This is a genomic window from Oceanobacter sp. ABM4_470, from assembly GCF_056158645.1.
This window is the reverse complement of record NZ_JBSWTR010000001.1, coordinates 563055-587575: the sequence shown is the minus strand read 5'-3', so window position 1 is coordinate 587575 and position 24521 is coordinate 563055. Positions and strand designations below refer to the sequence as shown.

General features: G+C 54.2%; 19 protein-coding genes and 1 tRNA gene. 3 read left to right on the top strand and 17 right to left on the bottom strand.

The window, feature by feature from the left end:
* Positions 1 to 121: 121 nt before the first annotated feature.
* Positions 122 to 1642, top strand: a complete 1521-nt coding sequence (locus ACXADJ_RS02570) for an acetyl-CoA hydrolase/transferase family protein (protein WP_475062719.1) — start codon at positions 122 to 124, stop codon at positions 1640 to 1642.
* A 65-nt stretch (positions 1643 to 1707) separates the two neighbouring features.
* On the opposite strand, the gene ACXADJ_RS02565 is transcribed toward ACXADJ_RS02570, so the two are convergent.
* The 16 genes from ACXADJ_RS02565 to rlmE form a co-directional block, all read right to left on the bottom strand.
* Positions 1708 to 3492, bottom strand: coding sequence for a VRR-NUC domain-containing protein (locus ACXADJ_RS02565; protein ID WP_475062715.1), 1785 nt, complete (start codon positions 3490 to 3492; stop codon positions 1708 to 1710).
* A gap of 76 nt (positions 3493 to 3568) precedes the next feature.
* Entirely contained in the window at positions 3569 to 5650 is a 2082-nt protein-coding gene (locus tag ACXADJ_RS02560; RefSeq protein ID WP_475062712.1) for a hypothetical protein, read from the bottom strand.
* Between the two features lie 597 nt (positions 5651 to 6247).
* On the bottom strand, positions 6248 to 8356 hold the full coding sequence (gene pnp / locus ACXADJ_RS02555; RefSeq protein ID WP_475062709.1) for a polyribonucleotide nucleotidyltransferase: 2109 nt from the start codon (positions 8354 to 8356) through the stop codon (positions 6248 to 6250).
* A gap of 307 nt (positions 8357 to 8663) precedes the next feature.
* On the bottom strand, positions 8664 to 8933 hold the full coding sequence (rpsO, locus tag ACXADJ_RS02550) for a 30S ribosomal protein S15 (RefSeq protein ID WP_028294569.1): 270 nt from the start codon (positions 8931 to 8933) through the stop codon (positions 8664 to 8666).
* Positions 8934 to 9067: 134 nt separating this feature from the next.
* Complete coding sequence (gene truB / locus ACXADJ_RS02545; protein WP_475062704.1) at positions 9068 to 10045, bottom strand: tRNA pseudouridine(55) synthase TruB; 978 nt, start codon at positions 10043 to 10045, stop codon at positions 9068 to 9070.
* 95 nt (positions 10046 to 10140) lie between these two features.
* The gene (gene rbfA / locus ACXADJ_RS02540) at positions 10141 to 10572 is read right to left on the bottom strand and encodes a 30S ribosome-binding factor RbfA (protein ID WP_475062701.1); all 432 of its coding nucleotides are present in this window, start codon (positions 10570 to 10572) and stop codon (positions 10141 to 10143) included.
* Positions 10573 to 10710: 138 nt separating this feature from the next.
* Positions 10711 to 13521 (bottom strand): translation initiation factor IF-2, encoded by a 2811-nt coding sequence (gene infB, locus ACXADJ_RS02535; RefSeq protein ID WP_475062699.1) that lies wholly within the window; start codon positions 13519 to 13521, stop codon positions 10711 to 10713.
* A 27-nt stretch (positions 13522 to 13548) separates the two neighbouring features.
* Entirely contained in the window at positions 13549 to 15036 is a 1488-nt protein-coding gene (nusA, locus tag ACXADJ_RS02530; protein WP_475062697.1) for a transcription termination factor NusA, read from the bottom strand.
* Positions 15037 to 15058: 22 nt separating this feature from the next.
* Complete coding sequence (gene rimP, locus ACXADJ_RS02525; RefSeq protein ID WP_028294574.1) at positions 15059 to 15520, bottom strand: ribosome maturation factor RimP; 462 nt, start codon at positions 15518 to 15520, stop codon at positions 15059 to 15061.
* A 258-nt stretch (positions 15521 to 15778) separates the two neighbouring features.
* Positions 15779 to 15864, bottom strand: a tRNA-Leu gene (locus ACXADJ_RS02520).
* Between the two features lie 31 nt (positions 15865 to 15895).
* Positions 15896 to 16273 (bottom strand): preprotein translocase subunit SecG, encoded by a 378-nt coding sequence (gene secG, locus ACXADJ_RS02515; RefSeq protein WP_084645127.1) that lies wholly within the window; start codon positions 16271 to 16273, stop codon positions 15896 to 15898.
* A gap of 6 nt (positions 16274 to 16279) precedes the next feature.
* Positions 16280 to 17008: a triose-phosphate isomerase gene (gene tpiA / locus ACXADJ_RS02510; RefSeq protein ID WP_036537158.1), complete on the bottom strand. Its 729-nt coding sequence runs from the start codon at positions 17006 to 17008 to the stop codon at positions 16280 to 16282.
* 87 nt (positions 17009 to 17095) lie between these two features.
* Positions 17096 to 18430 (bottom strand): phosphoglucosamine mutase, encoded by a 1335-nt coding sequence (gene glmM, locus ACXADJ_RS02505; RefSeq protein WP_475062695.1) that lies wholly within the window; start codon positions 18428 to 18430, stop codon positions 17096 to 17098.
* A gap of 11 nt (positions 18431 to 18441) precedes the next feature.
* Entirely contained in the window at positions 18442 to 19272 is an 831-nt protein-coding gene (gene folP / locus ACXADJ_RS02500; protein WP_475062693.1) for a dihydropteroate synthase, read from the bottom strand.
* A gap of 517 nt (positions 19273 to 19789) precedes the next feature.
* The gene (gene ftsH, locus ACXADJ_RS02495; RefSeq protein ID WP_475062691.1) at positions 19790 to 21715 is read right to left on the bottom strand and encodes an ATP-dependent zinc metalloprotease FtsH; all 1926 of its coding nucleotides are present in this window, start codon (positions 21713 to 21715) and stop codon (positions 19790 to 19792) included.
* 68 nt (positions 21716 to 21783) lie between these two features.
* On the bottom strand, positions 21784 to 22407 hold the full coding sequence (gene rlmE, locus ACXADJ_RS02490; RefSeq protein WP_028293941.1) for a 23S rRNA (uridine(2552)-2'-O)-methyltransferase RlmE: 624 nt from the start codon (positions 22405 to 22407) through the stop codon (positions 21784 to 21786).
* Between the two features lie 94 nt (positions 22408 to 22501).
* On the opposite strand from rlmE, the gene ACXADJ_RS02485 reads away from it, so the two are divergent.
* Positions 22502 to 22807 carry a YhbY family RNA-binding protein gene (locus tag ACXADJ_RS02485; protein WP_028293940.1) on the top strand — a complete coding sequence of 102 codons (306 nt, stop codon included), beginning with the start codon at positions 22502 to 22504 and terminating at the stop codon, positions 22805 to 22807.
* Between the two features lie 71 nt (positions 22808 to 22878).
* Here ACXADJ_RS02485 and ACXADJ_RS02480 read toward each other — a convergent pair whose 3' ends face one another.
* The gene (locus ACXADJ_RS02480) at positions 22879 to 23238 is read right to left on the bottom strand and encodes a hypothetical protein (protein WP_475062687.1); all 360 of its coding nucleotides are present in this window, start codon (positions 23236 to 23238) and stop codon (positions 22879 to 22881) included.
* 134 nt (positions 23239 to 23372) lie between these two features.
* Between ACXADJ_RS02480 and ACXADJ_RS02475 the strand changes: the two genes are divergently transcribed.
* A complete protein-coding gene (locus ACXADJ_RS02475) occupies positions 23373 to 24491 on the top strand; it encodes a beta-ketoacyl-ACP synthase III (RefSeq protein WP_475062685.1) in 1119 nt (372 codons plus the stop codon).
* Positions 24492 to 24521: the final 30 nt, after the last annotated feature.

The following is a 24521-nucleotide window of genomic DNA, read 5'->3' as shown; positions in this document are numbered from 1 at the left end:
TCCTACCATACATTTCGTACAACAACCCGTACCATCAGTCTCGATTTGCCACAAATAATTAACAAAACAAGCCAGTCACTCTTTCAACGCGGGCTGGCGTGTGTCGAACAGAGAGATTCCCATGGCCGATACTCAACGCATGGCTTGCCAACAGCTGCAATCCCGAATGATGACCGCCGCCGAGGCCGCCGAGTTAATTCCCGCCGGTGCCACCGTCGGCATGAGTGGCTTTACCGGTGCCGGTTACCCCAAAGCCATCCCGGCTGCACTGGCCAGCCGTATCGGCCGACTGAACCAACAGGGCGGCGACAAATTCCGCATCAATATCTGGACCGGTGCGTCCACCGCGCCAGAACTGGATGGCGAGCTGGCCAAGGTCGACGGCATTAACATGCGCTTGCCGTTCCAGACAGACCCGATTTGCCGCGACAAAATCAATAAAGGCGAGATGGAATACACCGACCTGCATTTGTCGGAAGTTTCGCAATACGCCTGGTCGGGTTTTTTGGGCAAGATGGACATCGCCGTGATCGAAGCCACGGCCATTCTGGAAGACGGTCGTCTGGTGCCTTCGTCATCGGTTGGCAACAACAAAACCTGGATTGAGCAGGCCGATAAAATCATCATCGAGGTGAACCACAAGCAACCGGCCAAGCTGGAAGGCATGCACGATGTGTATTACGGCACCGCACTGCCGCCGCATCGCAAGCCGATTATGATTACCGACCCATCCGAGCGTATTGGCGAGCAGTACCTGCACTGCCCGCTCGACAAGGTGATTGCGGTGGTCGAAACCAACGCTGGTGACCGTAACAGCCCGTTTAAAGCGCCGGATAATGTGTCAAAGCGCATCGCCGATCATATCATCAACTTCCTCCACGAAGAGATCGAAATTGGTCGACTGCCGCGCACCATGCTGCCGATTCAATCCGGAGTCGGCAACATTCCCAATGCCGTGCTGGAAGGGCTGAACGCCGGACCGTTCAAGAACCTGACCGCGTTCACCGAGGTGATTCAGGACGGTATGCTGAAAATGCTCAAGTCCGGCACTCTCGCAGTGGCTTCTGCGACCTCGTTTTCCCTTAGCCCGGATGGCATGGAAGACTTTGAAGCCAACATCGACTTCTACCGCAACAAGATCATCCTGCGCCAGCAAGACATCAGTAATCACCCGGAGCTGATCCGCCGCTTGGGGGTGATTGCCATGAACGGCCTGCTGGAAGCCGATATTTACGGCAACGTGAACTCCACCCATTTGATGGGTACCCGGATGATGAACGGCATCGGCGGCTCGGGTGATTTCGCTCGTAATGGTTATCTGTCGATCTTTGTGTCGCCATCCACCGCCAAAGGTGGTGCTATCTCGTCGATCGTGCCAATGGTGTCGCACGTTGACCACACCGAGCACGACGTCAAAGTGATTGTGACCGAGCACGGCTTGGCCGACCTGCGTGGTCTGTCACCCCGCCAACGGGCAGAAAAGATCATCAACCACTGCGCTGACCCACAATACCGGCCAATGCTGCAGGACTATCTGGATCGCGCCGAAGCCAGTGGTCGTGGCATGCACACGCCTCATTTGCTGAACGAAGCACTGAGCTGGCACCAGCGTTATGAAGAAACCGGCTCGATGAAGCAGTAGCAGCCCTGAAATTTTGCTGAACCACATTTCCCCTCCGTGGTTCAGCAAGACGGTAACTTTGCGCTTCAGCGTGTGAGATACCAAACCTTGGCCGGTATACCTTGCTGCTCGAAAAAGCCCAACCAGCTTTTTTGATTGGCCTGCAAGGTATCTCCCGGCCCTTTTATTTCGATCAACTCAAACCCACCCTCGCCATCAAACCAGATCAGATCTGGCAAACCGGTTTTACGACGGCGTAAATCCCCTAACATGCGTTCAAAAATAGCGTACCAGTGGTCATCTGAAATCCGTTCCAGTGCCAGCGCCAAACAGCCACTTTCAGCGGCAGACTGTAGAAAGCCCCAATACACAAACGGGTTGGCGGTTCCGGCATGAGCGGCTGTTACCTCGGCCAGAGCATGCTTCCAATCGCCGCTTTTGATCGAGCCCAGTATCCGCTGAATGATGTCCTGTCGGCTGGCAACAAATGACTCGTCGTACAGGTCGTCCGGCCGAACCTGAAACGGGTGATAGAAAGCCCCGGGAACCGGTGCATAAACAGCCTCCCAGAACAGCAAACCAAACAGCGACGAAAACAGCGCATTTTCAACGTAAAAACCTGTGCCCTCATGCCCATCAGCCAGACTCTTTTGTTCATCTTGAAGCAGGCGCAAAGCCACTGCTTCAATCGAAGCGCCCTCCGCCAACTGCTGCAAAGCGTCTTCGGGCAGGGTCGTTTTCTGCTCTTGCCACTGACTAGGCGGTGAATACCAGGGCGGCACAGCCTGCTTCATTTGCTTGGCCAAACGAGGCACAAAGCTTTCCAAAAAGCGCTGCTCTTCCTCGTTAACCGGCGATTGCCAGCCAGACTCCGCCAGCGCCATCGCTTGATCAGGTTGTTGTTTGGCCAGAATACGAATCTGACGCTCCAGCGACGGGTGACGCCGTACCTGACGGTAGATAGACAAGGCGGCATCGGTTTCGTTGAGTCGCTCCAGCTGACGGGCAATGTTCAATAACTGACGGTCCACCCGACGGGTAAGCACCGCGTCCAAAGCATCAAGGGGATAGGCTTCAGCCAAAGTCAGAAGCGACTCTGCGGGCATCGACTTCAAAGCATCCGGATCTTCAGGCATCAACTGGTAGTAGCCAAGGTGACGCTCGATTTGCGCCCGACTCTGAAACGCCCTGGCTGCTCCGTCGATATCCACTTTGGGATAACGGTATACGCCCAGATCTCGCAGTACGAACTCGGTCAAGCTTTGACGCAAGTTGCCAAAATAGAGCAACTGGCAGAGAGCCATGGCTTGCTCTACAGCGGATAGCAAAACCGCTAATGATTCTTCAGGTTGCTGCAGAATATCACCGGACAGCAGCGCCTCTTCAATCCAGCCATCCAGCGCTACGCGTTTCCACTGCTTACAGCCTTTAGGCAGCGCCACCTGCTCAGACAGCCAGGCCAACAGCTCTGGCTTGCTGAACAGCCCCAGCCAGTCTGTCACTGCCAACGAGTCTGCCGTTGTGCGTTGAACCAATTCAGCTTCGACCAATTGAATCACCAACTCATCACTGTCACCCAGCTCGGCGTAGCGCAGTTTCGACAGCCGGAACACACTGCCCTTGCGGCTGTGCATTCGCACGAATAAAGCACGAGCCTGATCCGGCAGCGATTGCAGCGCAGTCAGAATGCGGTCTTCGTTATCCGTCAGTAAATCCCGATAGCGGGCAATCACATCCCGCAGCAGAGCATCGAAGTTATCGAGATAGTAAAACGGCGGTAGCTCAACGGTTGCGTTGGCTTCTGAAGCAGCAGGGCTGATTGGAGATTCAGGCATGGTAACAGGCGGGTTATTTGGCATAACAATCATCATACCGAAAACCCGCCGCAGAGCGCCAAACACTGATAAACGCTGCTGTTGATCTTAAAGATCAGACACTGTTCTGACGTCAGACAAATAGCTCAGACAGCCAGCGATCGATAGCAGCAGAGTACCCGGACATATCAGAACCAGAGGCCATCTGATCTGTACGGGCGTTAGTGTTATCAGTTACCGAAATCACAGTCGTCTGCGACTTTGCGGTGGCCTGAGTGAACCCGCCGCTTGATGGCAACACTTCCGTCAGCAGCAATCGATGCGACACCTGCGGCGGAAAATAACCGGCCAGGGCATCGTCGCTTGATGGTCTGTTATTCCAGTCCGAGTAGGCGTCAGGCTCTGCCAGATACACCAGGGAAAACGCCATCTTACGCGCATGTAAGTGGTCACACACAACCTGAGCCTGCATCAGTGCCTTGGCTCCGCATGCAACCACTTGAACCTGACTGGCACAGTTGCCACGCAAACACACGGCTCCCTGCTCAATTAGCTCATTGGCTTGAGCGTGGGACAAGGCAAACGAGGACGAGTACGACGGCGCATGAATCACATGAACTGCGCCAAATTCTCCCAGACAATGCCTGACCGCCGTCAGCACGGTTTGTGTATCCGGCACCCAGAACGAACGCACTGCGGACTGCGACACCCGAGAGTCTGACGAGGCAATGTTCGTGTCACAGCCATCGGCCGTCACCACAATTGGAATCCCGGCCCAACAAGGTACATCTCCCGCTTGGGAAATCCAGTGAAGCTGCTGTGTTAGCGATGCCAACAAGGGCTGTAAACATTGCAGCCTGTGCGGCTCTAACGTCAGCAAGCTGATGCCGGAGCGGGACGCCAAGCAACGGCTAAAGGCTGCAACTTCGGCGTTTTCCACTACCCTGCCCGAGAGCTCCGCTCCATAGACAGCCTTTAAGGCACAATCAGGGGCAGGGGCAGAACCAAAGACAAGGCCAGCACCATGATAATTGGCGGGAAAACGCTCGCTGAACAATGGAAACGCCAGTTCGTGCGTCAAATTGAACACCTGAGCCGGTAGTCCCGGATTGACCTCGGCGGTATCGGCAAAGTAGTGATCCAAAGCGCCTTTCCAGTCCGAAGCGGGCTCATCACGACCGCTCATCTGCCATTGTGTTGAAGGCCGGGTCACCGTCACCATGTCGTTCAGAAAACGACGGCGTGGCAATGCCGACCAGTCGGGCAGTCCGTTCAGTGCAGAAGCGATTGCACCAGGCTTGGCGAGTTCTAGTTCTCGCTTCTCAAAAGCACCGAGTATGGGTAACTCCAACAGGCCCGTACCTTCAAGCTCAGCTTCCAACAATTGAACGGCCAGCATGCCGAGGTCGTTCGCCTGAATACCAGAGCTGCATTGGCTTGAATCACCAACACCGATGGCAATGGCAGCGCCTTTGCGGCTGCTCTTTGGTGCCTTTCCGGCATGAGCCAAGGCTTGTCCATCCGCCGCCTGACAGTTTTGATGCAGTACATAACTATCACTTAACTTCTGCCTCAGGTGTTCAGCATCGCCTGCCGCCAGCCACCATACCCGCTGACTTTCCGCCAGAACCGGAAACTGCCATTCCGCACCCTGCTCGACCAACCAGATACTCGGCTGGTCTGGTGCAATCCATGGCCCAGCACTGCAATGACTGAACGTGTCACTACCGAACGACTGTAAGAACTGCTGCCACCCCAATACGTCCAGCGTATATGGAGGGCGTCCCGGCAGAGGCCTCTGAGTCAAAAATTGCCACACCTCCAACACGGGTCCCAGCGAAGTGTCTTCAACCAGCCAGATCCGATTGGCCGGTGCCAGTCGGTTCAGCAGAAAACGCACCGCCACCATGGATGAGAGGCGATGCAGTTGCTGGTCATCGGGCAAAGAACTATAGGTAGCTGTTGGTAAAGAGGTCGCCTGACGTTGTAAGTCTTGTAGCAGTGCCGAGGCGCTGCCCGCCAGTGCGATGATATCAACCAGAGTATGAGTCACTTGCTTGGGCGATGTTGGATGCCCTGCCCGATTCAGCAAGGCGCACAACGCATCAACACTGGCGACCGGCACCAGCAGTTCGCCCAGGCCGTGATCGGATGATGTAAATTCGTGCTTCAACAGGCCCATATCGATATCCGCCAACCGTGATAATTTCAGCATAGTGGCGCGTTGGTACTGAACCCTTGCCGTGCATCAAAAAGTCCGAATTAATATAGATGAGTGTTGATCTGGCGCAGCTGCCGGGTTTCGCAGGCAAGCCAGCTCCTACAGATGGGCCTTTTTCCTTAGGAGGCAAAATATACAGCTAAGCCTTTTGCCTCTTGGGGAGACCTTCTCTCCCCGGCGGCAGGCCAACCCCTCCGCTTTGCGCTACCGATTCGCTAATCGTTTTTTTGCTTCGCTCACAACGAACTCACCCGGATGCGGCATCCATGCCTTAACCGGGCTATCCGGCCATCCATGGCCGTGATGTTGTGTTCGCTCAGTTCCAAAACGGCTCATCTTGATGCGCGGATGTTGGTAACCGACAAACTGTTTTTCATTGTTGGCCAATAGACCCGAACCAACGGGGAGGAAACATTCTGCCAGTTGTTTATTTGCTGTTTATCGAGAGCAAGCTCTCTCACACAATTGCTCCCTACTCCCGGCTCCCAACCCTGCCCCACCAAACAGCAGCCATAAAAAAACCGCCACTCTTGCGAGGGGCGGTTTTCTTTTGCGGGCCGGAGCCCGCGAGGTCATTGCTACAGCTGCAAATTATGCAGGCTGTTCAACACCCTTCATGGTCAGCTTCACACGACCTTTAGGATCAACGTCCATTACGTGTACGTTAACCATCTGACCTTCTTTCAGGTAGTCGGATACGTTTTCAACACGCTCTTCGCTGATCTGGGAGATGTGCAGCAGGCCGTCTTTGCCTGGCAGTACAGTGATGAAGGCACCGAAGTCTACGATTTTGGAAACCTTACCGTTGTAGGTAGTACCCACTTCGATCTCGGCAGTGATGGCTTCGATCATGCTGCGAGCCAGATCAGAAGCTTCTTTGCCCGCTGCGAAGATCTTGATTTCGCCGTCATCGTTGATGTCGATGGACGCACCAGACTTCTCGGTGATGTCACGGATGGTCGCACCGCCTTTACCGATCACTTCACGGATCTTGTCGGAAGCGATCTTCATGGTGGTCATGGTAGGTGCGTTTTCAGACAGCTCTTTACGAGGTTCTGCAATCACCTTGTTCATGTCGTTCAGGATGTGCAGACGCGCAGCCTTGGCCTTCTCCAGAGCGATCTCCATGATCTGCTCGGTGATGCCTTCGATCTTGATGTCCATCTGCAGTGCGGTAATACCTTCGTCAGTACCCGCTACCTTGAAGTCCATGTCGCCCAGGTGATCTTCGTCACCCAGGATGTCGGTCAGAACAGCGAACTTTTCACCTTCTTTGACCAGACCCATGGCGATACCGGCAACCGGTGCCTTCAGAGGTACACCAGCGTCCATCAGAGCCAGAGAAGCACCACACACGGAAGCCATGGAAGAAGAACCGTTGGATTCAGTGATCTCGGAAACCACACGGATGGTGTACGGGAACTCATCGTGCTCTGGCATCATTGCCTGAACACCACGACGGGCCAAACGACCGTGACCAATCTCACGACGACCTGGAGTACCCAGACGGCCAGCTTCACCTACAGAGTATGGAGGGAAGTTGTAGTGGAACAGGAATGGGTCGTCCTGGGTGCCGTGCAGGAAGTCGATCATCTGCGCGTCACGGGCAGAGCCCAGAGTGGTTACCACGATGGCTTGGGTCTCACCACGGGTGAAGATCGCAGAACCGTGGGTGTTGGCCAGAACGCCGGTTTCGATGGTCAGCGGACGAACGGTGTCGTTGTCACGACCGTCGATACGTGGCTGGCCTTCAATAACGCGGTTACGAACCACTTCGTACTTCAGTTCGCCAACCATGTCAGCGATTTCGTCAGCGGAGAAACCGTCTTCGCCTTCAGCGGCAGCCAGTTTGGCAACAGCAGCGGCTTTCACTTCGTCCAGCTTGGCGTAACGAGCCATTTTCTCGGAAGTGGTATAAGCCTCAGCGATGCCAGCAGCAGCTTCTGCTTTAACGGCTTCGTACAGAGCTTCGTTGCGGGCTTCGGCAGTCCAGTCCCACTTCTCAACACCCAGCTCAGCAGTCCATTCAGAGATGGCAGTGATCGCAGCCTGGAAGGATTTGTGAGCGAACAGTACCGCACCCAGCATTTCGTCTTCGGTCAGCTCGTCGGCTTCGGATTCAACCATCAGCACGGCGTCTTTGGTACCAGCAACCATCATGTCCAGCAGGGAATCTTCCATCTGGCTGATGCTTGGGTTCAGGATGTAGCCTTCGTCTTCGATGAAGCCAACACGTGCGCCACCGATAGGACCGTTGAACGGAACGCCAGACACTGCCAGCGCAGCGGAAGTGGCGATCATGCCCAGTACGTCCGGGTTAACGTCTTTTTCAGCAGACATTACAGTGATGATCACCTGAACTTCGTTCATGAAGCCTTCAGCGAACAGCGGACGGATTGGACGGTCGATCAGACGGGAAGTCAGGGTTTCGTTTTCGGAAGGACGACCTTCACGCTTCAGGTAACCGCCCGGGATACGACCTACGGAGTACATTTTCTCCTGGTAGTGTACGGACAGCGGGAAGAAGTCCTGACCTGGCTTGGTGCTTTTGGCAGCGACAACAGTCGCCAGAACCTGGGTTTTGCCCATGGTGGCCATGACAGCGCCGTCAGCCTGACGGGCTACACGACCGGTTTCCAGTGTGATGGTGTCGTTACCAAACTGGAAGGTTTTGGTCTTTGCAACAGGGATATTGCTCATATCATTTCCATTCTATTGAGATAAATACCACTCTGTATCACCGCCGGTACTTCTAAGCATTGATCGTTTTTCTCAAACAAGTCCTTCATCAACCACAATAAGCTCTTGATAAGGACTGCAACGATGCGCCAACACAGCACAATCGAAGCAGTTGAGGATTCCGGCCTGCCGGAATCAACGACAAATGGTTAGAAGCACCACCGTTCTTACGGGGTTGGCACCACAGTGACTACAGGTTTTCAGAGAGTGTTACAGGATGTACTGCAGATACAACAAAAGCCCCGGAGGGCTTTTGCTGTAAGCGAGATTAGCGACGCAGACCCAGGCGCTTGATCAGCTCCAGGTAACGGTTTGCATCTTTACCTTTCAGGTAATCCAGCAGCTTACGACGCTGGTTAACCATGCGGATCAGACCACGACGGGAGTGGTGATCCTTACCGTGTGCCTTGAAGTGGGACTGCAGACCAACAATGTTGTGGGTCAGCAGAGCAACCTGAACTTCAGGGGAACCGGTATCGCCTTCGGCGGTTTGGTATTCTTTTACGATCTCAGCTTTCTTTTCAGCAGACAATGCCATGCTTATAACTCCAGTTTAATGTGCGTCAGGCGAAGCCTGAGGATTAAAAGTCACATCGTCACCGTGCACATTAACAGTGGGATGTGGGCGGCAAACCGGAACTACAACTTAACGATCCAATTGCCGATTCGGGATTATGCCGATGCTGACGCCAGATTCAATGGAATATTTAACAACCGGACAGGTCGTAAACGTCCTTTGATGATCCTGGCGACACCAAGCAACTGCCGTTGGCCCGATTCTGAGGCCCATAATTGTACTGATTCAGCGTCCGGCAAGCTAGTAGCCAGTGATTGGCCCAGGCGAACTTTCACACCATCTTCCAATGGAACCTCAACCACCTGCCAATCAGGAATGGCCGATTCAATCGGCTGCAAAACCGCATCCAGAGCGGAGAAGTCACCCTCTGTGCACTGCTCGGCCAATTGCTCCAGCTGCTCCAGCGTCATCATGTTCGCACCGTCATACGGCCCGGTCTGGATGCGATGCAAACGACTGACGTGAGCGCCACAACCAATGTGTTCGCCAATGTCTTCTACCAGAGTACGAATGTAGGTGCCTTTTGAGCACTTTACCGTCAGATTCAACTCAACATCAGAAGGGCGATCATCAAGATCGAGGCGCAGAATTTGAATCACCCGACGCTTGCGCTCGGCAATCGCCTTGGCCTCCTCTTCCGTCATGCCCTTACGAGCAAGTTCGTACAGTGGCTTGCCATCAAACTTCAGTGCCGAAAACATTGGCGGAACTTGCTCAACGTCACCCTTGAAGTGCTCCAGCACCTCTAACACTTGTTCGTCCGTCAGCTCAGGGACATCAGCGCTACGAATAACTTCCCCTTCCCGATCGCCGGTAGAACGAACCTCCCCCAGGTAAGCAGTGGTTTCGTAGGTTTTGTCAGACTCCAACAGCAACTGGGAAAATTTGGTGGCTTCACCAAGACACAATGGCAGCAGGCCACTGGCTTCCGGGTCAAGCGCACCGGTATGACCCGCCTTATTGGCCTTGAACAGGCGTTTCACAGTTTGCAGCGCCTGGTTTGAAGACAGTCCCAGCGGCTTGTTCAAGAGTACGACGCCGTGAACGTCACGACCTTTTTTACGTTTTGCCATGGTTTAACTTAGCGGAATTCATCAGGTTAAAACGAAAAACGGCTGCCTGCGTAAACAGTCAGCCGTTGCAGAATACGATGACTAACGAAGCAGGATTATTCCTCTTCGTCGGCACCAATCGGGCCATCAACGTCGGTCACATTGGTTTTCAATGCGCTGTCGTCTTTCTCACGGGCCTGACGAATCAGGCTATTCATACGATAACCACGATCCAGCGTCTCGTCGTAATGGAAACGCAGCATCGGCGTGACACGAGTGGTCATGATACGAGCGAGGTTGCTACGCAAATAACCCGCAGCATCGTTCAGAATGGATTCGGTCTGGGCACGTATTTCTTCGTCGGTTTCGCCCTTGGCACCCATCACTGTGAAGTAGATGTCGGCATAACCCAGGTCTTTGGCCACCTTGACCTGGTTGAGGGTCACCAGACCCAAACGCGGGTCTTTCATTTCAAACTGAATCATTTGCGCCACTTCACGCTGGATTTGCTCACCCAGGCGAGAAGTACGGCTGTAATCTTTTGGCATATTCACTCACTTGCAGCGATGCCAGCGTTACCGGCCGAGCCAATACTGGGCGCTGCGAAAATCAAATTTTTACGGTCCATACAGACACCAAAGCCCGGATAATCCGGGCTTTGGTTATACGGTAGCGAACTACCGCTATTACAGAGTACGTGCGACTTCGCGTACGTCGAACACCTCGATCTGATCGCCAGGGCGAACGTCCTGATAGTTCTTCACACCGATACCACATTCCATGCCCTGACGAACGTCGGCAACGTCATCCTTGAAGCGACGCAGGGATTCCAGCTCGCCTTCGTAGATAACCACGTTTTCGCGCAGTACACGGATCTTCTTGTTACGGTGAATCGTGCCATCAACCACCATACAACCAGCAATCTGGCCGAATTTCGGCGAGTTGAACACATCACGTACTTCAGCGATACCAACGATTTCTTCACGCAGCTCTGGAGCCAACAGGCCAGCCATTGCTTGCTTGACGTCATCCAGCAGATCGTAGATCACGCTGTAGTAACGCATGTCGATGCCGTTGTTCTCGACCACTTTCTTGGCGGCGTTATCAGCACGCACGTTGAAACCGAATACCACTGCGCTGGAAGCAACTGCCAGCGTTGCGTCAGTTTCAGTAATACCACCCACACCGGAGGATACTACGTTCACTTTCACTTCGTCGGTAGCCAGCTTCTGCAAGGAAGACACAATCGCTTCCAGGGAACCGCGAACGTCGGTCTTCAACACCACGTTCAGGGAAGCCTGTTCGCCACCGCCCATACCATTGAACAGAGCATCCAGCTTGGCAGCCTGTTGACGCTGCTGAACCTGTTCCTTCAGCTTGTCTTCACGGAACTGTGCTACCTCACGGGCTTTCTTCTCGCTTTCAACAACCATGAAGTTGTCACCAGCGTCCGGAGTACCGTTCAGACCCAGAATTTCTACCGGAATAGATGGGCCGGCTTCGTCAACCTGACGGCCATTTTCATCCAGCAGTGCACGGGCACGGCCATAACAAGTACCCGCCAGTACGATATCGCCTTTCTTCAAAGTACCGTTCTGAACCAGCAAGGTTGCAACCGGGCCACGGCCCTTGTCGAGACGGGATTCAACAATAGAACCCTGACCAGGACCGTCGAAGTGGGCTTTCAGCTCCAGCATCTCGGATTGCAGCAGTACCGCTTCCAGCAGCTCGTCGATGCCCTGACCAGTGTGTGCAGATACCGGTACAAACGGTACATCACCACCCCAGTCTTCTGGCAGTACGTCGCGCGCAGACAGTTCGTTTTTAACACGATCCGGATCAGCGGCTTCTTTATCCATCTTGTTGATGGCAACCACCAGAGGCACGCCAGCCGCTTTCGCGTGCTGAACGGCTTCTTCGGTTTGCGGCATCACACCATCGTCCGCAGCAACCACCAGGATCACAACGTCGGTGGACTGGGCACCACGGGCACGCATGGCGGTAAACGCCGCGTGTCCTGGGGTATCCAGGAAGGAAATCATGCCGTGGTCTGTCTCTACGTGATAGGCACCAATGTGCTGGGTAATACCACCGGCCTCACCCTGAACAACACGGGTACGACGAATGTGGTCCAGCAACGAGGTTTTACCATGGTCAACGTGACCCATAACAGTAACCACCGGAGCACGTTGGCGCTGTTCGCCTTCGTAGCTAACGGAATCGCTGACTTCTTCTTCCAGCTGATTATCGGAGATCAGTTTGGTCACTTTGTGACCCAGTTCTTCAACCACCAGAGTGGCAGTGTCCTGATCCAGAGTCTGGTTGATGGTCGCCATAACGCCCATTTTCATCAGCTCTTTGATCACGTCACCGGCTTTCACGGCCATCTTGGCTGCCAGATCACCCACAGTGATCGCTTCTGGCAGTTCCACTTCACGGATAACCGGAGCGGTTGGCTTGGTGAATGCGTGTTCGTTATTGGCATCCGAATGGTGACGACCACGGCCGCCTTTGGCGCCCTTGGTATTCTTGCCACCACGACGACGGTTAGCGCTCAGCTTGTTGCCTTCGTTACCATCAACGAAACGATCTTCACGGTCGTTACGCTTACGGTCACCGGCTTTACCACGCTTGCGGCTATTGTCATCACCACGCGCCTGGGCCAGTTCGGCTTCTGCACGCTTCTGCGCTACATCATCCTCTGGCTTCGCACGTGCTTTGGCAACAGCAGTTGGACGAGCTGTGCCTGGGCGAGCAGAACCCGGACGATCATTACGGTTGTTCGGACGGTCGTTACCGCTACGGTTGTCCTGACGCGGCTTGGCTTCAGCACGTGGCTTGGCTTCAGCTTTCGGGCGTGCAGTCGCGGTAGGCTTGGCATCGGCTTTTGGACGAGCCGTGGCCTTGACGCTAACGGTTGCTTTCGGTGTTGCCGTTGCAACTGGCTTGGCAGGGGCTTTCTTGGCCACGCTTACCTTGGCAGTTGCAGAAATAGGCTTCTTGGCCGCCGCCGCTTTGGCACGTGCATCGGCCTCAGCCGCGTCACGCGCTGCGCGATCAGCAGCTGCCTTGTCCGCTGCGGCTTGCTGTTCAGCAGCCTTGCGGATGGCTTCCTGGCGAGCCGCTTCAGCCGCTTCTTCGTCAACAACGCGACGTTCAGCCTGAGCTGCGCGAGCTGCTTCCAGATCTTTTTCCATTTCGTCGCTTTGCACGTAAGTGCGCTTCTTGCGAACTTCAATGTTGACCTGCTTCTTGCCAGCACCCGTTTTCAGCGTTTGGGTTTCCTTACGCTTCAGGGTGATTTTCTTTGGCTCTGCAGCCGGTGCCTCTTCGCCGTGGCTTTTCTTCAGAGAGGTCAACAAGCGAGCTTTTTCTTCGTCAGAAACTTTCTGGTCTGCGCCTGTTTGCGGCAAACCCGCTTCTTTCATCTGGGACAACAAGCGATCAACGCTGGTCCCCACCACGCCGGCGAGTTCTTTAACTGTTACTTCTGCCATACGTATCTCCTGTGCCGAGTGAGTGTATTAGTCGTTGCCCTCAAACCAGGGCTTGCGCGCGGTCATAATGAGCTCCGCGGCTTTCTCCTCAGTCATATCCTCGATGTCCATCAGGTCGTCGATGGATTGCTCGGCAAGATCTTCCATCGTACAGATACCCATACCGGCCAGCACGTGCGCCAGGGCGTTATCCATACCTTCCATCGCCAGCAGGTCATCTGCCGGCTCCAGCTTTTCTTCTGAAGCAATTGCCTGGGTCAACAGCACGTCTTTCGCGCGATTGCGGAGTTCTTCCACAATGTCTTCATCCAGGCCATCAATTGCCAGCATCTCGTCAATCGGTACGTAGGCAATTTCTTCCAGGGTGGTAAAACCTTCTTCCACCAGCAGGATGGCAAAATCCTCGTCGATATCGAGGGCATTCATAAAGGACTCAACGTAAGCGGACGCTTCCTGATTCTGCTTGGCAGCAGCATCTTCGATGGTCATTACATTGATTTCCCAACCGGTCAGTTCGGACGCCAGGCGTACGTTCTGACCACCACGACCAATAGCTTGAGCCAGGTTGTCGTCTTCGACAGCGACATCCATGGTATTGGTCTCTTCATCCATAATGATGGATGCAACTTCGGCTGGTGCCATAGCGTTGATCACCAGCTGTGCCGGGTTGTCGTCCCACAGCACAATATCGATGCGTTCACTGCCACCCAGCTCGTTGGTAACAGCCTGAACGCGGGCACCGCGCATACCAACACAAGCACCAACCGGGTCGATACGTTTGTCATTGGTTTTAACGGCAATCTTGGCGCGCGAACCCGGATCACGGGAAGCGCCCTTGATTTCGATAACGTCTTCAGCAATTTCCGGCACTTCGATGCGGAACAATTCGATCAGCATGTCGGAAATGGTGCGGCTCAGCATCAGCTGAGGGCCGCGATTTTCAGGGCGAACGGCGTGCAGAATGGCACGTACGCGATCACCCATGCGCATAATTTCACGACCAATCAACTGGTCTTTCGGCAACAGGCCTTCGGCGTTATTGCCAAGGTCCACGATGACATTGTCACGGGTCACTTTCTTGACAGTACCGCTAACCATCTCGCCAACCCGGTGCTCGTATTGCTCGACAATTTGAGCGCGCTCGGCTTCACGTACTTTCTGCACGATGATCTGCTTGGCTGCCTGTGCCGCAATACGACCGAAATCCGGGTTTTCAATCTGGGTTTCGTAGGTGTCACCTGGCTGCAGCTTTTCGTCGATTTCCTGAGCTTCTTGCAGCGTCAGTTCGTCGCCCAGGCCAGGAACAACGTCGTTGCTAACAACCAGCCAGCTGCGGAATGTTTCGTAATCACCGGTTCTGCGGTCGATATCTACGCGAATGGTGGCTTCTTCGTCTTCGTAACGCTTTTTGGCCGCCGCTGCCAATGCAGACTCGATGGCCTCAAAAATCACTTCTCGTGATACGCCTTTTTCGTTAGAAACCGCTTCCGCGACCAGGAGAATTTCTTTACTCATCTTCCAGCCTCGCTGTGCAACCTTAGTTATCAAAATTTGGAACAATATGAGCTTTTTCAATCAGCTCAATCGGCAACAGGTATTCGTGGTTGTCCACCAGCAAAACAATATCCTGTTCTTCAATCCCCTGAAGACGTCCCTTGAACTTGCGGCGTCCATCAAAAGGCATACGCAGACGTAATTCGATGATTTCGTTTACAGCCTGCTCATAGTGAGAGAGTTCAAACAGCGGACGATCCATACCCGGCGACGACACTTCCAGCGTGTAGTCCTGTGCAATCGGGTCTTCAACGTCCAGTACCGCACTCATCTGGCGACTGACGTCTGCACAGTGATCAACGGTGATGCCGTTTTCGTGGTCAATATAAACGCGCAACATTACCTGACGGCCCTGACTCAACAGTTCAAGCCCCCAGAAAACAAAACCCATTGATTCAACAACCGGTTTCAGCATTTCAACCAGGCGAGTATCACGTGCCAATATTTTTCACCTCTCAGAAACAAAAACTGGGCACCTAGTGCCCAGCCCGATGAAGTTGCCCAGGAATCGGACAACCGCTCTGCCAAATCCACCCTGCCGCCACAAAAAACACGGACGAACAGTAAAACCCATCGGGTGACCCCGGACGACAGCTACTAAAAAGCCCCTGACATGAGGGGCTTTGGACAGCTTGAGCTGGCGCATTATAAATGCTTTGAGCTCAAAAAGCGAACCAGGTTCACTTGATCTTGGTCTGGTTATTGGTGCGGATGGCGAGACTCGAACTCGCACGAGCTTAGCTCACCACCCCCTCAAGATGGCGTGTCTACCAATTCCACCACATCCGCATCGTTACCAGATCAATGCCTGACAGTTGTGTTATTCAACTACCGGGGCATCGCTTGCTGAAGCATCCATATCGGGTGCATCAACTGAAGGCGCGTATTCTTCCACAGATGGGGTATCTTTCTCAAGCTTTTCAATAACTTCCTGTGAAGGAATACCAATATCAGTGCCAGATTCCGCGTGTTGCTTGGCGTACATAGCCAAACCCAGTGACGTAACGAAGAACGCAGCAGCCAGCCACGCAGTCGTGCGGCTCAAAAAATTGCCGGAACCACTGCTACCAAATACTGTTTGGGACGCACCACCACCAAAAGAGGCACCCGCATCCGCTCCCTTACCTTGCTGCAGCATCACAAAACCGATGATGCCCAATGCCAGCAGGATGTGAACTACAAGAACAATAGATTCCATAATTACCTAGGCCGTACAGATTTTCAGGAAATGTTCGGCGTCCAGTGAGGCTCCACCCACCAGGCCACCATCAATATCAGCTTGAGCAAACAGCTCTTCAGCCGTAGTGGAGTTGACGCTACCGCCATACAGAATGCGGGTCTTTTCACCCAGCTCTGCAGCACGTTCAGTCAGCAAGCTACGAATAAATGCGTGTATCGCCTGAGCCTGCGCCGGTGTTGCAGTTTCGCCGGTGCCAATGGCCCAAACCGGTTCATACGCAATCACCACAGAACGCCAGTCGTCTTCGCTCAATTCAGACAGTGCCAGAGACAACTGCTGACGAACGACGTTTTCTTCATTACCAGCCTGACGATCTTCCAGTGTTTCACCAACACACAGAATCACTTTCAGGCCACAAGACAGCGCACGGCGCGTCTTGGCCAGAATGATCTCATCGGTCTCGCCAAACAGGGCGCGACGCTCGGAATGACCGAGAATCACGTACTCGCAAGCAAGATCGCGGAGCATGGACGCAGAAACTTCACCAGTGAAAGCACCACTGTCTTCAGTTGAGCAATTTTGCGCACCCAGCATCAGCTGGCTGTCAGCAATGGCTTCACGGAACTGAGACAAATAAGGAAACGGCGGACATACCAGCACGTCGCGACCCGCAACGGCAGTACCCGAAAGCTGCTCCAGCCACTCGCTTGTTGCGGCTGTTGAAGCGTTCATTTTCCAGTTTCCGGCAATCATCAGGCGACGCACGGCATACTCCCAAAATCAAAGAGCGCAGATACTATCCAAGAAGTGGGCTTTAAACAACCCGAATCCTCTTTCTGCTCAACGGTTTAACTCGGTTTCGACCACTTCGGCCAGCTGTTTGGCCTTGCCAGCAGCAATATCATCGGTCTCGGCCTCCACCATCACCCGCACCACAGGCTCAGTACCGGAGGGTCGCAACAACACCCGACCACGACCTGCCAGCTCGGCTTCGACCGCCGCAACCGCGGTTTGAATAGCATCGCTATTGATATCGGCATTGGCTCCGCGGCGCACGTTGATCATGACCTGCGGCATTTTCATCATGCGCTGGTGCCAATCGCGCAGCGACGTTCCGGTATCCATCAAGGCTACCAACACCTGCAGAGCCGCAACAATGCCATCACCGGTAGTTTGCACATCCAGAGACAACAAATGACCGGACGACTCACCACCGATGCGCCAGCCGTTCTCTTCCAGCTTTTGCAGTACATAGCGGTCACCGACTTTGGCGCGCAGGAATGGGATACCCAGCTCCTTCATGCCCAATTCAAGGCCCATGTTGCTCATCAGGGTACCCACCACACCACCCTGCAGCTTGCCTTGCTGCTGAGCATGAGCGGCCATGATGTACAGCAACTGGTCGCCATCCACCACATCGCCGTGATGATCAACCATCACAACGCGATCGCCATCGCCGTCAAAGGCAATGCCCAAATCAGCGCTTTCAGCCAGAACCGCATCAACCAGCCCCGCAGGCTCGGTAGAACCCACACCCTTGTTGATATTAAAGCCGTCTGGCTGATTACCCAGTACCACGATATCTGCGCCCAATTCGCGGAAGACCGCCGGCGCAATGGCGTACGTGGCACCGTGGGCGCAATCGAGCACAATTTTCATGCCGCGCAAATTCAGTGAGCCGGCAGTGCCCTTGCAGAACTCGATGTATCGCCCCGCCGCATCACTGATGCGTACGGCCTTACCCAGTTGTTGGGAGTCGACACAGATCATGTCTTTTTGCAGGTACTCCTCAATCGCCAGTTCAGTTTCATCCGGCAGCTTCTGACCCGCTCCTGAGAAAAACTTGATGCCGTTGTCGTAGTACGGATTATGAGAGGCACTGATCACGATACCCGCCTGGGCACGGAAGGTACGCGTCAGATAGGCAATGCCAGGCGTTGGGATCGGCCCCAGCAGTGCCACATCGGCACCTGCTGCCGACAAGCCGGCTTCCAGCGCTGACTCAAACATATACCCGGAAATACGAGTGTCCTTACCAATCAGAATCTGGGTTTTACCTTGTTTGGCAAACACCTTACCGGCCGCCCAGCCCAGCTTCATGACAAAGTCCGGCGTGATAGGCGCTTCACCTACCTTGCCGCGAATACCATCGGTACCAAAAAATTTTCTCGACATAATCTCTTCGCTCACAACGCCAGGGTAGCGGATACCACCGCCATGGCATCGACGGTTTCTTTCACATCATGCACACGGATAATACGCGCACCCTTCATGGCACAAATAACAGCGGCAGCAACACTGCCAGCGGTGCGCTGATCCGGCACATCCACGCCCGTTGCATCACCAATCATGCGCTTACGCGACAGACCGGTAAGCAATGGCAGATTCATGGATTCAAACTCGGCCAAACGGTTCAATAGCTCATAATTATGCTGTGCGGTTTTACCAAAACCAAAGCCTGGGTCAATCAGAATACGATCACGTGCAATGCCACCGGCTTCACACACCTCAATGCGCTGTTGCAGATATCCCATCACCTCATCCACCACAGACGCATACTGCGGTGCGTCCTGCATGTTCTCTGGCTGGCCTTTCATATGCATCAGACACACGGGTAAGCCAGTCGCGGCCGTAGCGGCGACTGCACCTTCACGCTCTAATGCCCGCACGTCATTGATGATATGAGCACCCACCGCGGCGGATTCCGTAATCACCTGCGGCGTACTGGTATCCACCGAAATAGCCACGTCCAAACGCTTGGCAATACCTTCAACAACCGGCACCACACGCTCCAGTTCCTCCGCCACCGTCACCGGATCAGCCCCCGGACGGGTCGACTCACCACCCACGTCGATAATCCCCGCACCGGCCATCAACATGGCTTCGGCGTGCTTCAAAGCAACATCGAGGGAGTTAAATCGGCCGCCGTCAGAAAAAGAATCCGGCGTAGCGTTAAGAATGCCCATAACCACCGGGCGAGCCAGCGACAGCTGACGGGAACCACATTGAAGAATCACGTAATCGTCCAAAACTGCATTTACGGGAAGAATAAAACAGAACGGGCCACGGCCCAACCGGCGCGGTCAAATAACAGAATATCGGCGGAGGTACAGAGTTGGGGTAGAGGATACGCACCGCAAACATCCATGACATAAACGTAGGTCAGATAAAGACGCGAAGCGGATGCCATCTGATGCCACGGTGTGGAATGGCTGGACCGTATTCAAAGCGGGCCAGCGGCCCGCGCTCCCGGAAGCACACATCAGCCACAGCAACACCCGACACAACCGTGACGTAAACGTAGGTCAGATAAAAACGCGAAGCGGATGCCATCTGACGTCGCGGTGTGGAATGGCTGGTCCGTATTCAAAGCGGGCCAGCGGCCCGCGCTCCCGGAAGCACACATCAGCCCCGTAATACATCCTACATGTACGAGCAAAACCAGTGGGAGGTAGCCTGCTGCCGATCGCACAAACAAAAAGAGCGGCCGAAGCCGCTCTTTTTAACAAACACCTGCTAAAGGTGCTTTAGCCATTAACGATCACCAGCAGGCTCGGCTGCGGAGTCGGTGTCTTCGTCACCGGCCATGTCGCGGCTTTCCTGTGCTGGAGCGGATGGACCACTGGTTGGGCCATCGTTGTTCCAGGACTTTGGTGGACGCGGCTTGCGGCCGGACATGATGTCGTCGATCTGATCCACATCGATGGTTTCATATTCCATCAAAGCGTCTTTCATCATTTCCAGCTTGTCGCGGTTTTCTTCCAGAATGGTGAAAGCACGCTTGTAGCAACCATCCAGCAGGTCTTTCACTTCAGCATCAATCAAACGAGCGGTTTCATCCGACAGGTGAGCCATCTGGCCGCCTCCGCTGGAACCCAGGTAACCATTCTGTTCGTCTTCCGAGTACAGCTGGGCACCCAGTTTTTCAGACAGACCCCATTTGGTGACGTAGTTACGCGCGTATTTGGTCGCACGCTCAATGTCGTTGGAAGCACCGGTGGTAACACCGTCTTTACCCAGCGTCATTTCTTCGGCAATACGGCCGCCATACAGCGAGCAAATATTGCTTTCGATACCACGCTTGCTGATGGAGTTACGATCTTCCTCTGGCAGGAACATAGTCACACCCAGCGCACGGCCACGCGGAATGATGGACACCTTGTACACAGGGTCGTGTTCAGGCACCAAGCGACCCACAATGGCGTGGCCCGCTTCGTGGTAAGCCGTGTTGGTTTTCTCTTTCTCGGACATCACCATGGTCTTGCGCTCGGCACCCATGAGAATCTTGTCCTTGGCCTTCTCGAACTCTTCCATGCCCACACGGCTGTGGTTGGCACGCGCAGCAAACAGCGCCGCTTCGTTACACAGGTTAGCCAGGTCGGCACCAGAGAAGCCTGGTGTACCACGAGCAATCAGGGATGCATTGACATCGTCATCCACTGGCAACTTGCGCATGTGTACTTTCAGAATCTGCTCACGGCCACGAATGTCCGGCAAGCCAACCACCACCTGACGGTCGAAACGACCCGGACGCAGCAAGGCAGGGTCCAGCACGTCAGGACGGTTGGTTGCAGCAATCACGATGATGCCATCGTTGACTTCAAAGCCATCCATCTCAACCAGCAACTGGTTCAGGGTTTGTTCGCGTTCGTCGTTACCACCACCAATGCCAACACCACGGGAACGACCCACAGCATCGATTTCGTCGATGAAGATAATGCATGGCGCTTGCTTCTTGGCCTGCTCGAACATGTCACGCACACGGGATGCACCAACACCAACGAACATTTCAACGAAGTCAGAACCGGAAATAGAGAAGAACGGCACACGAGCTTCACCGGCAATGGCTTTTGCCAGCAGGGTTTTACCCGTACCTGGCTGACCAACCATCAGCACACCGCGTGGAATCTTACCGCCCAGGCGCTGGTACTTGCCCGGATCACGCAGGAACTCAACCAGTTCCTTCACGTCCTCCTTGGCTTCGTCACAACCGGCGACGTCTTCAAAGGTGGTTTTGATCTGGTCTTCGCTCAACAGCTTGGCCTTGCTCTTGCCAAACGCCATTGGGCCGCCACGACCACTGCCACCGCCCTGCATCTGACGCATGAAGAACATGAACACCGCCAGAATGATCAGGATTGGCAGGGAAGCCAACAGCAATTGAGTGAAGAAACCCTGTTTCTCTGGCTTCTCACCCACCACTTTCACCTGGTTGTTCAACAAGGTGTCCATCAGTTTGTCGTCGTAGGCAGGCAGCACAGTTTCAAATGCTTCGCCATTGGAGCTGGTGCCCTTGATGGATTGGCCAGAAATAGTGACTCGTTCAACCTGACCGCTTTCAACAGCCGTAATGAAGTCGGAATACGACAATTCCTGTCCGGTACCAACGTTCTGGAAGTTGTTGAACACCATCATCAGGACGGCAGCAATCACTGCCCACAAGATGAAATTCTTTGCCATGGTCGGCATTACCTCTCTGTTTCCGGCCTGTTGGCCACTTTTATCCTTTCCGTAAGCTTAGCAAGCATCTACTCGCCACGGAAACCTTTGGCAACAACGTACACCTCACGAGATCGTGCGCGGGACGCCTTGGGCTTGCGAATGAGCACCTTATTGAACGAAGAACGCAACTCTTTCAGGTAGTCGTCGTAGCCTTCGCCCTGGAACACCTTGGCAACAAAATTGCCGTTTTTGCTGAGAACCTGGCGCGCCATATCAAGCGCCAGCTCAACCAGATACATGGCACCCGGCTGATCGATAGAGCTCATACCACTCATATTGGGGGCCATATCAGAAATTACAAGTTCGACCGGGTTTTCACCAATACGATCCATCAACTCATTGAATACCGATTCTTCCGTAAAATCGCCCTGAATAAAATCCACCCCGGCTATGGTGTCCATAGGCAAAATATCAGAAGCGATCACAGTAGCATCCTGACCAACCCGCTGCGCCACCACCTGTGACCAGCCGCCCGGTGCCGATCCCAGGTCAACCACCGTCATGCCAGGCTTGATCAGATGATCCTTCTCATCCAGTTCAATCAGCTTGTAGCTGGCACGGGTACGGTAGCCGTCTTGCTGGGCCATCTGGACATAAATATCGTCAACATGTTCCTTCAGCCAGCCAGCACTGGATTTTGATCGAGCCATAGGGGTTTGCCTTACAGTCAGATATACTTGGTGTCAATTCGCTGAAACAGTCAGCGCAACACAACATTCTAACACCCGAGGGCCGGACAAACACATGCCGCTCAGTAATGACGAAAAGAAAGCCTACCGTTCAATAGGCCACAAACTGAATCCTATCGTGACCGTTGCCAGCAACGGCCTGACCGAAGCCGTCCTGGACGAGCTGAATCGCGCTCTGGACGACCACGAGCTGATTAAAATCAAAATCGCCGTGGGTGACCGCGAGCTGAAAAAAGAAGCCGTTGAAGACGTCGTTGAAAGCACTGGTGCGATTCTGGTTCAGCAAATTGGCAACACTGCGTTGCTGCTGCGTCGTAACCCGAAAGCCAAGGCGAACCTGTCTAACCTGCAACGCTTCTAAGCGCTGACTTAGTGATACAGGCTTGAACACAGCGCTTCAGGGCTATCCTGAAGCACTGTTTTAGATTTTTCTCAGACCACCCGCCGCGGCGCCATCCAAAGCCACAACACACCCAACAACGATAAACCATGCAGCAATACCATCTGCAATTTCCACCAGGGCGTCAGCCCAAACCAGCCAAGTGACAGCAACACCATCACCAGCATCAACTGCTGTGGCCGGGACTGCCAATCAAACAATTTTCGCCACACGCACAGCATCGTCATTAGCAGCCCAATAAGCGCACCCACAGCCACCGCCCAATTCAGTACATCCAAACCGTGATGTGGAAAATAGCCCTGCGACTCCAGTACCGGACGCACCAGATACACACAGCTCCATAACATTCCCAACCACGCCGTGCGCAAGAACATCAGATAATCACGGACCACGATCCCCTCCTTTCTGCAGCAACTGCCAGTAATGTCAGCTTTCGGATCAGCCACACAAGGCGGAAAAACTCCAATGATTATTTGGAATATCTGACCATTGTGTCGATAATGGGCGCAAAAACAGGTAGGACGCAATGACTGATATCTACATAACAGGCACGGGCCTGTTCACACCGGCGCAAGGCGTCAGCAACGAAGAACTGGTTGAGGCCTATAACCAGTACGCCAATACCTTCAACGAAGAACACGCCGCAGAAATTGAACAAGGCACCGTCGCTGCCGTGCCACTGTCGAGCGCAGAATTCATCGAAAAAGCCTCCGGCATCAAACACCGCTACACCATGCACAAAGATGGCATGCTGGACCCAGCCCGTATGCGTCCACGTTTTGAAGCCACCAACGAAGGCGATGAACCAGAAGCCGTCAGCATGGGCCTGGCCGCAGCCAAGCAAGCTCTGGACAACGCCGGCCTGACGCCACAAGACATCGACCTGATTGTCGTTGCCTGCACCAATCACCAACGTGCCTACCCGTCCATTGCGGTAGAAATTCAGCACAAACTGGGCTGTACGGGTTACGCCTACGACATGGGCATTGCCTGCTCTTCCGCCACATTCGGCCTGATCAACGCGTTCATTGCCCTGAAAGCCGGTACCGCCAAACGCGCATTGATGATCAACCCGGAATTCGTCACCCCCCAGGTTGACCTGACCTCCCGCGACAGCCACTTTATTTTTGGCGACGTAGCCACCGCCGTGGTGCTGGAACCAGCAACCGCACTGAGCGTCCCCAAAGGCTTCAAGGTGCTGAACACCAAGCAGTTCACCCGCTTCTCGGACAATATTCGCTGCGACGGCAACTACACCGACCACTGCCAGGACGACCTGCCAGCCACTCGCCCCTACTTCAAGCAAGAAGGCCGCAAGGTGTTCAAAGAATTGCTGCCACTGGTGACCGAATTCATTGAAGGCCAACTGCAAGACAACGAGCTGGCAGCAACCGACCTGAAACGCATGTGGCTGCACCAGGCGAATATCAACATGAACCTGTTCGCCGCCAAAAAACTACTGGGCCGTCTGCCCGAGCCTGAAGAAGCACCGATCGTGCTGGACGAATACGCCAACACCGCCTCTTCTGGCTCCGTCATCGCCTTCCACCTGCACAACCAGGACCTGGTATCTGGCGATAAAGGCCTGATTTGCTCCTTCGGTGCGGGCTACTCCATCGGCAGCCTGCTGGTAGAAAAGGTCTAACGCCAAGCACCCGACAGCTGTTCCTGCGAC

What these genes read in the sequence shown, in the direction of transcription:
- ACXADJ_RS02570 (WP_475062719.1), top strand. Translation starts at nt 122, where the DNA reads ATGGCCGATACTCAACGCATGGCTTGCCAACAGCTGCAATCCCGAATG.
- ACXADJ_RS02565 (WP_475062715.1), bottom strand. Translation starts at nt 3,492, where the DNA reads ATGATGATTGTTATGCCAAATAACCCGCCTGTTACCATGCCTGAATCT.
- ACXADJ_RS02560 (WP_475062712.1), bottom strand. Translation starts at nt 5,650, where the DNA reads ATGCTGAAATTATCACGGTTGGCGGATATCGATATGGGCCTGTTGAAG.
- pnp (WP_475062709.1), bottom strand. Translation starts at nt 8,356, where the DNA reads ATGAGCAATATCCCTGTTGCAAAGACCAAAACCTTCCAGTTTGGTAAC.
- rpsO (WP_028294569.1), bottom strand. Translation starts at nt 8,933, where the DNA reads ATGGCATTGTCTGCTGAAAAGAAAGCTGAGATCGTAAAAGAATACCAA.
- truB (WP_475062704.1), bottom strand. Translation starts at nt 10,045, where the DNA reads ATGGCAAAACGTAAAAAAGGTCGTGACGTTCACGGCGTCGTACTCTTG.
- rbfA (WP_475062701.1), bottom strand. Translation starts at nt 10,572, where the DNA reads ATGCCAAAAGATTACAGCCGTACTTCTCGCCTGGGTGAGCAAATCCAG.
- infB (WP_475062699.1), bottom strand. Translation starts at nt 13,521, where the DNA reads ATGGCAGAAGTAACAGTTAAAGAACTCGCCGGCGTGGTGGGGACCAGC.
- nusA (WP_475062697.1), bottom strand. Translation starts at nt 15,036, where the DNA reads ATGAGTAAAGAAATTCTCCTGGTCGCGGAAGCGGTTTCTAACGAAAAA.
- secG (WP_084645127.1), bottom strand. Translation starts at nt 16,273, where the DNA reads ATGGAATCTATTGTTCTTGTAGTTCACATCCTGCTGGCATTGGGCATC.
- tpiA (WP_036537158.1), bottom strand. Translation starts at nt 17,008, where the DNA reads ATGATTGCCGGAAACTGGAAAATGAACGCTTCAACAGCCGCAACAAGC.
- glmM (WP_475062695.1), bottom strand. Translation starts at nt 18,430, where the DNA reads ATGTCGAGAAAATTTTTTGGTACCGATGGTATTCGCGGCAAGGTAGGT.
- ftsH (WP_475062691.1), bottom strand. Translation starts at nt 21,715, where the DNA reads ATGGCAAAGAATTTCATCTTGTGGGCAGTGATTGCTGCCGTCCTGATG.
- rlmE (WP_028293941.1), bottom strand. Translation starts at nt 22,407, where the DNA reads ATGGCTCGATCAAAATCCAGTGCTGGCTGGCTGAAGGAACATGTTGAC.
- ACXADJ_RS02485 (WP_028293940.1), top strand. Translation starts at nt 22,502, where the DNA reads ATGCCGCTCAGTAATGACGAAAAGAAAGCCTACCGTTCAATAGGCCAC.
- ACXADJ_RS02475 (WP_475062685.1), top strand. Translation starts at nt 23,373, where the DNA reads ATGACTGATATCTACATAACAGGCACGGGCCTGTTCACACCGGCGCAA.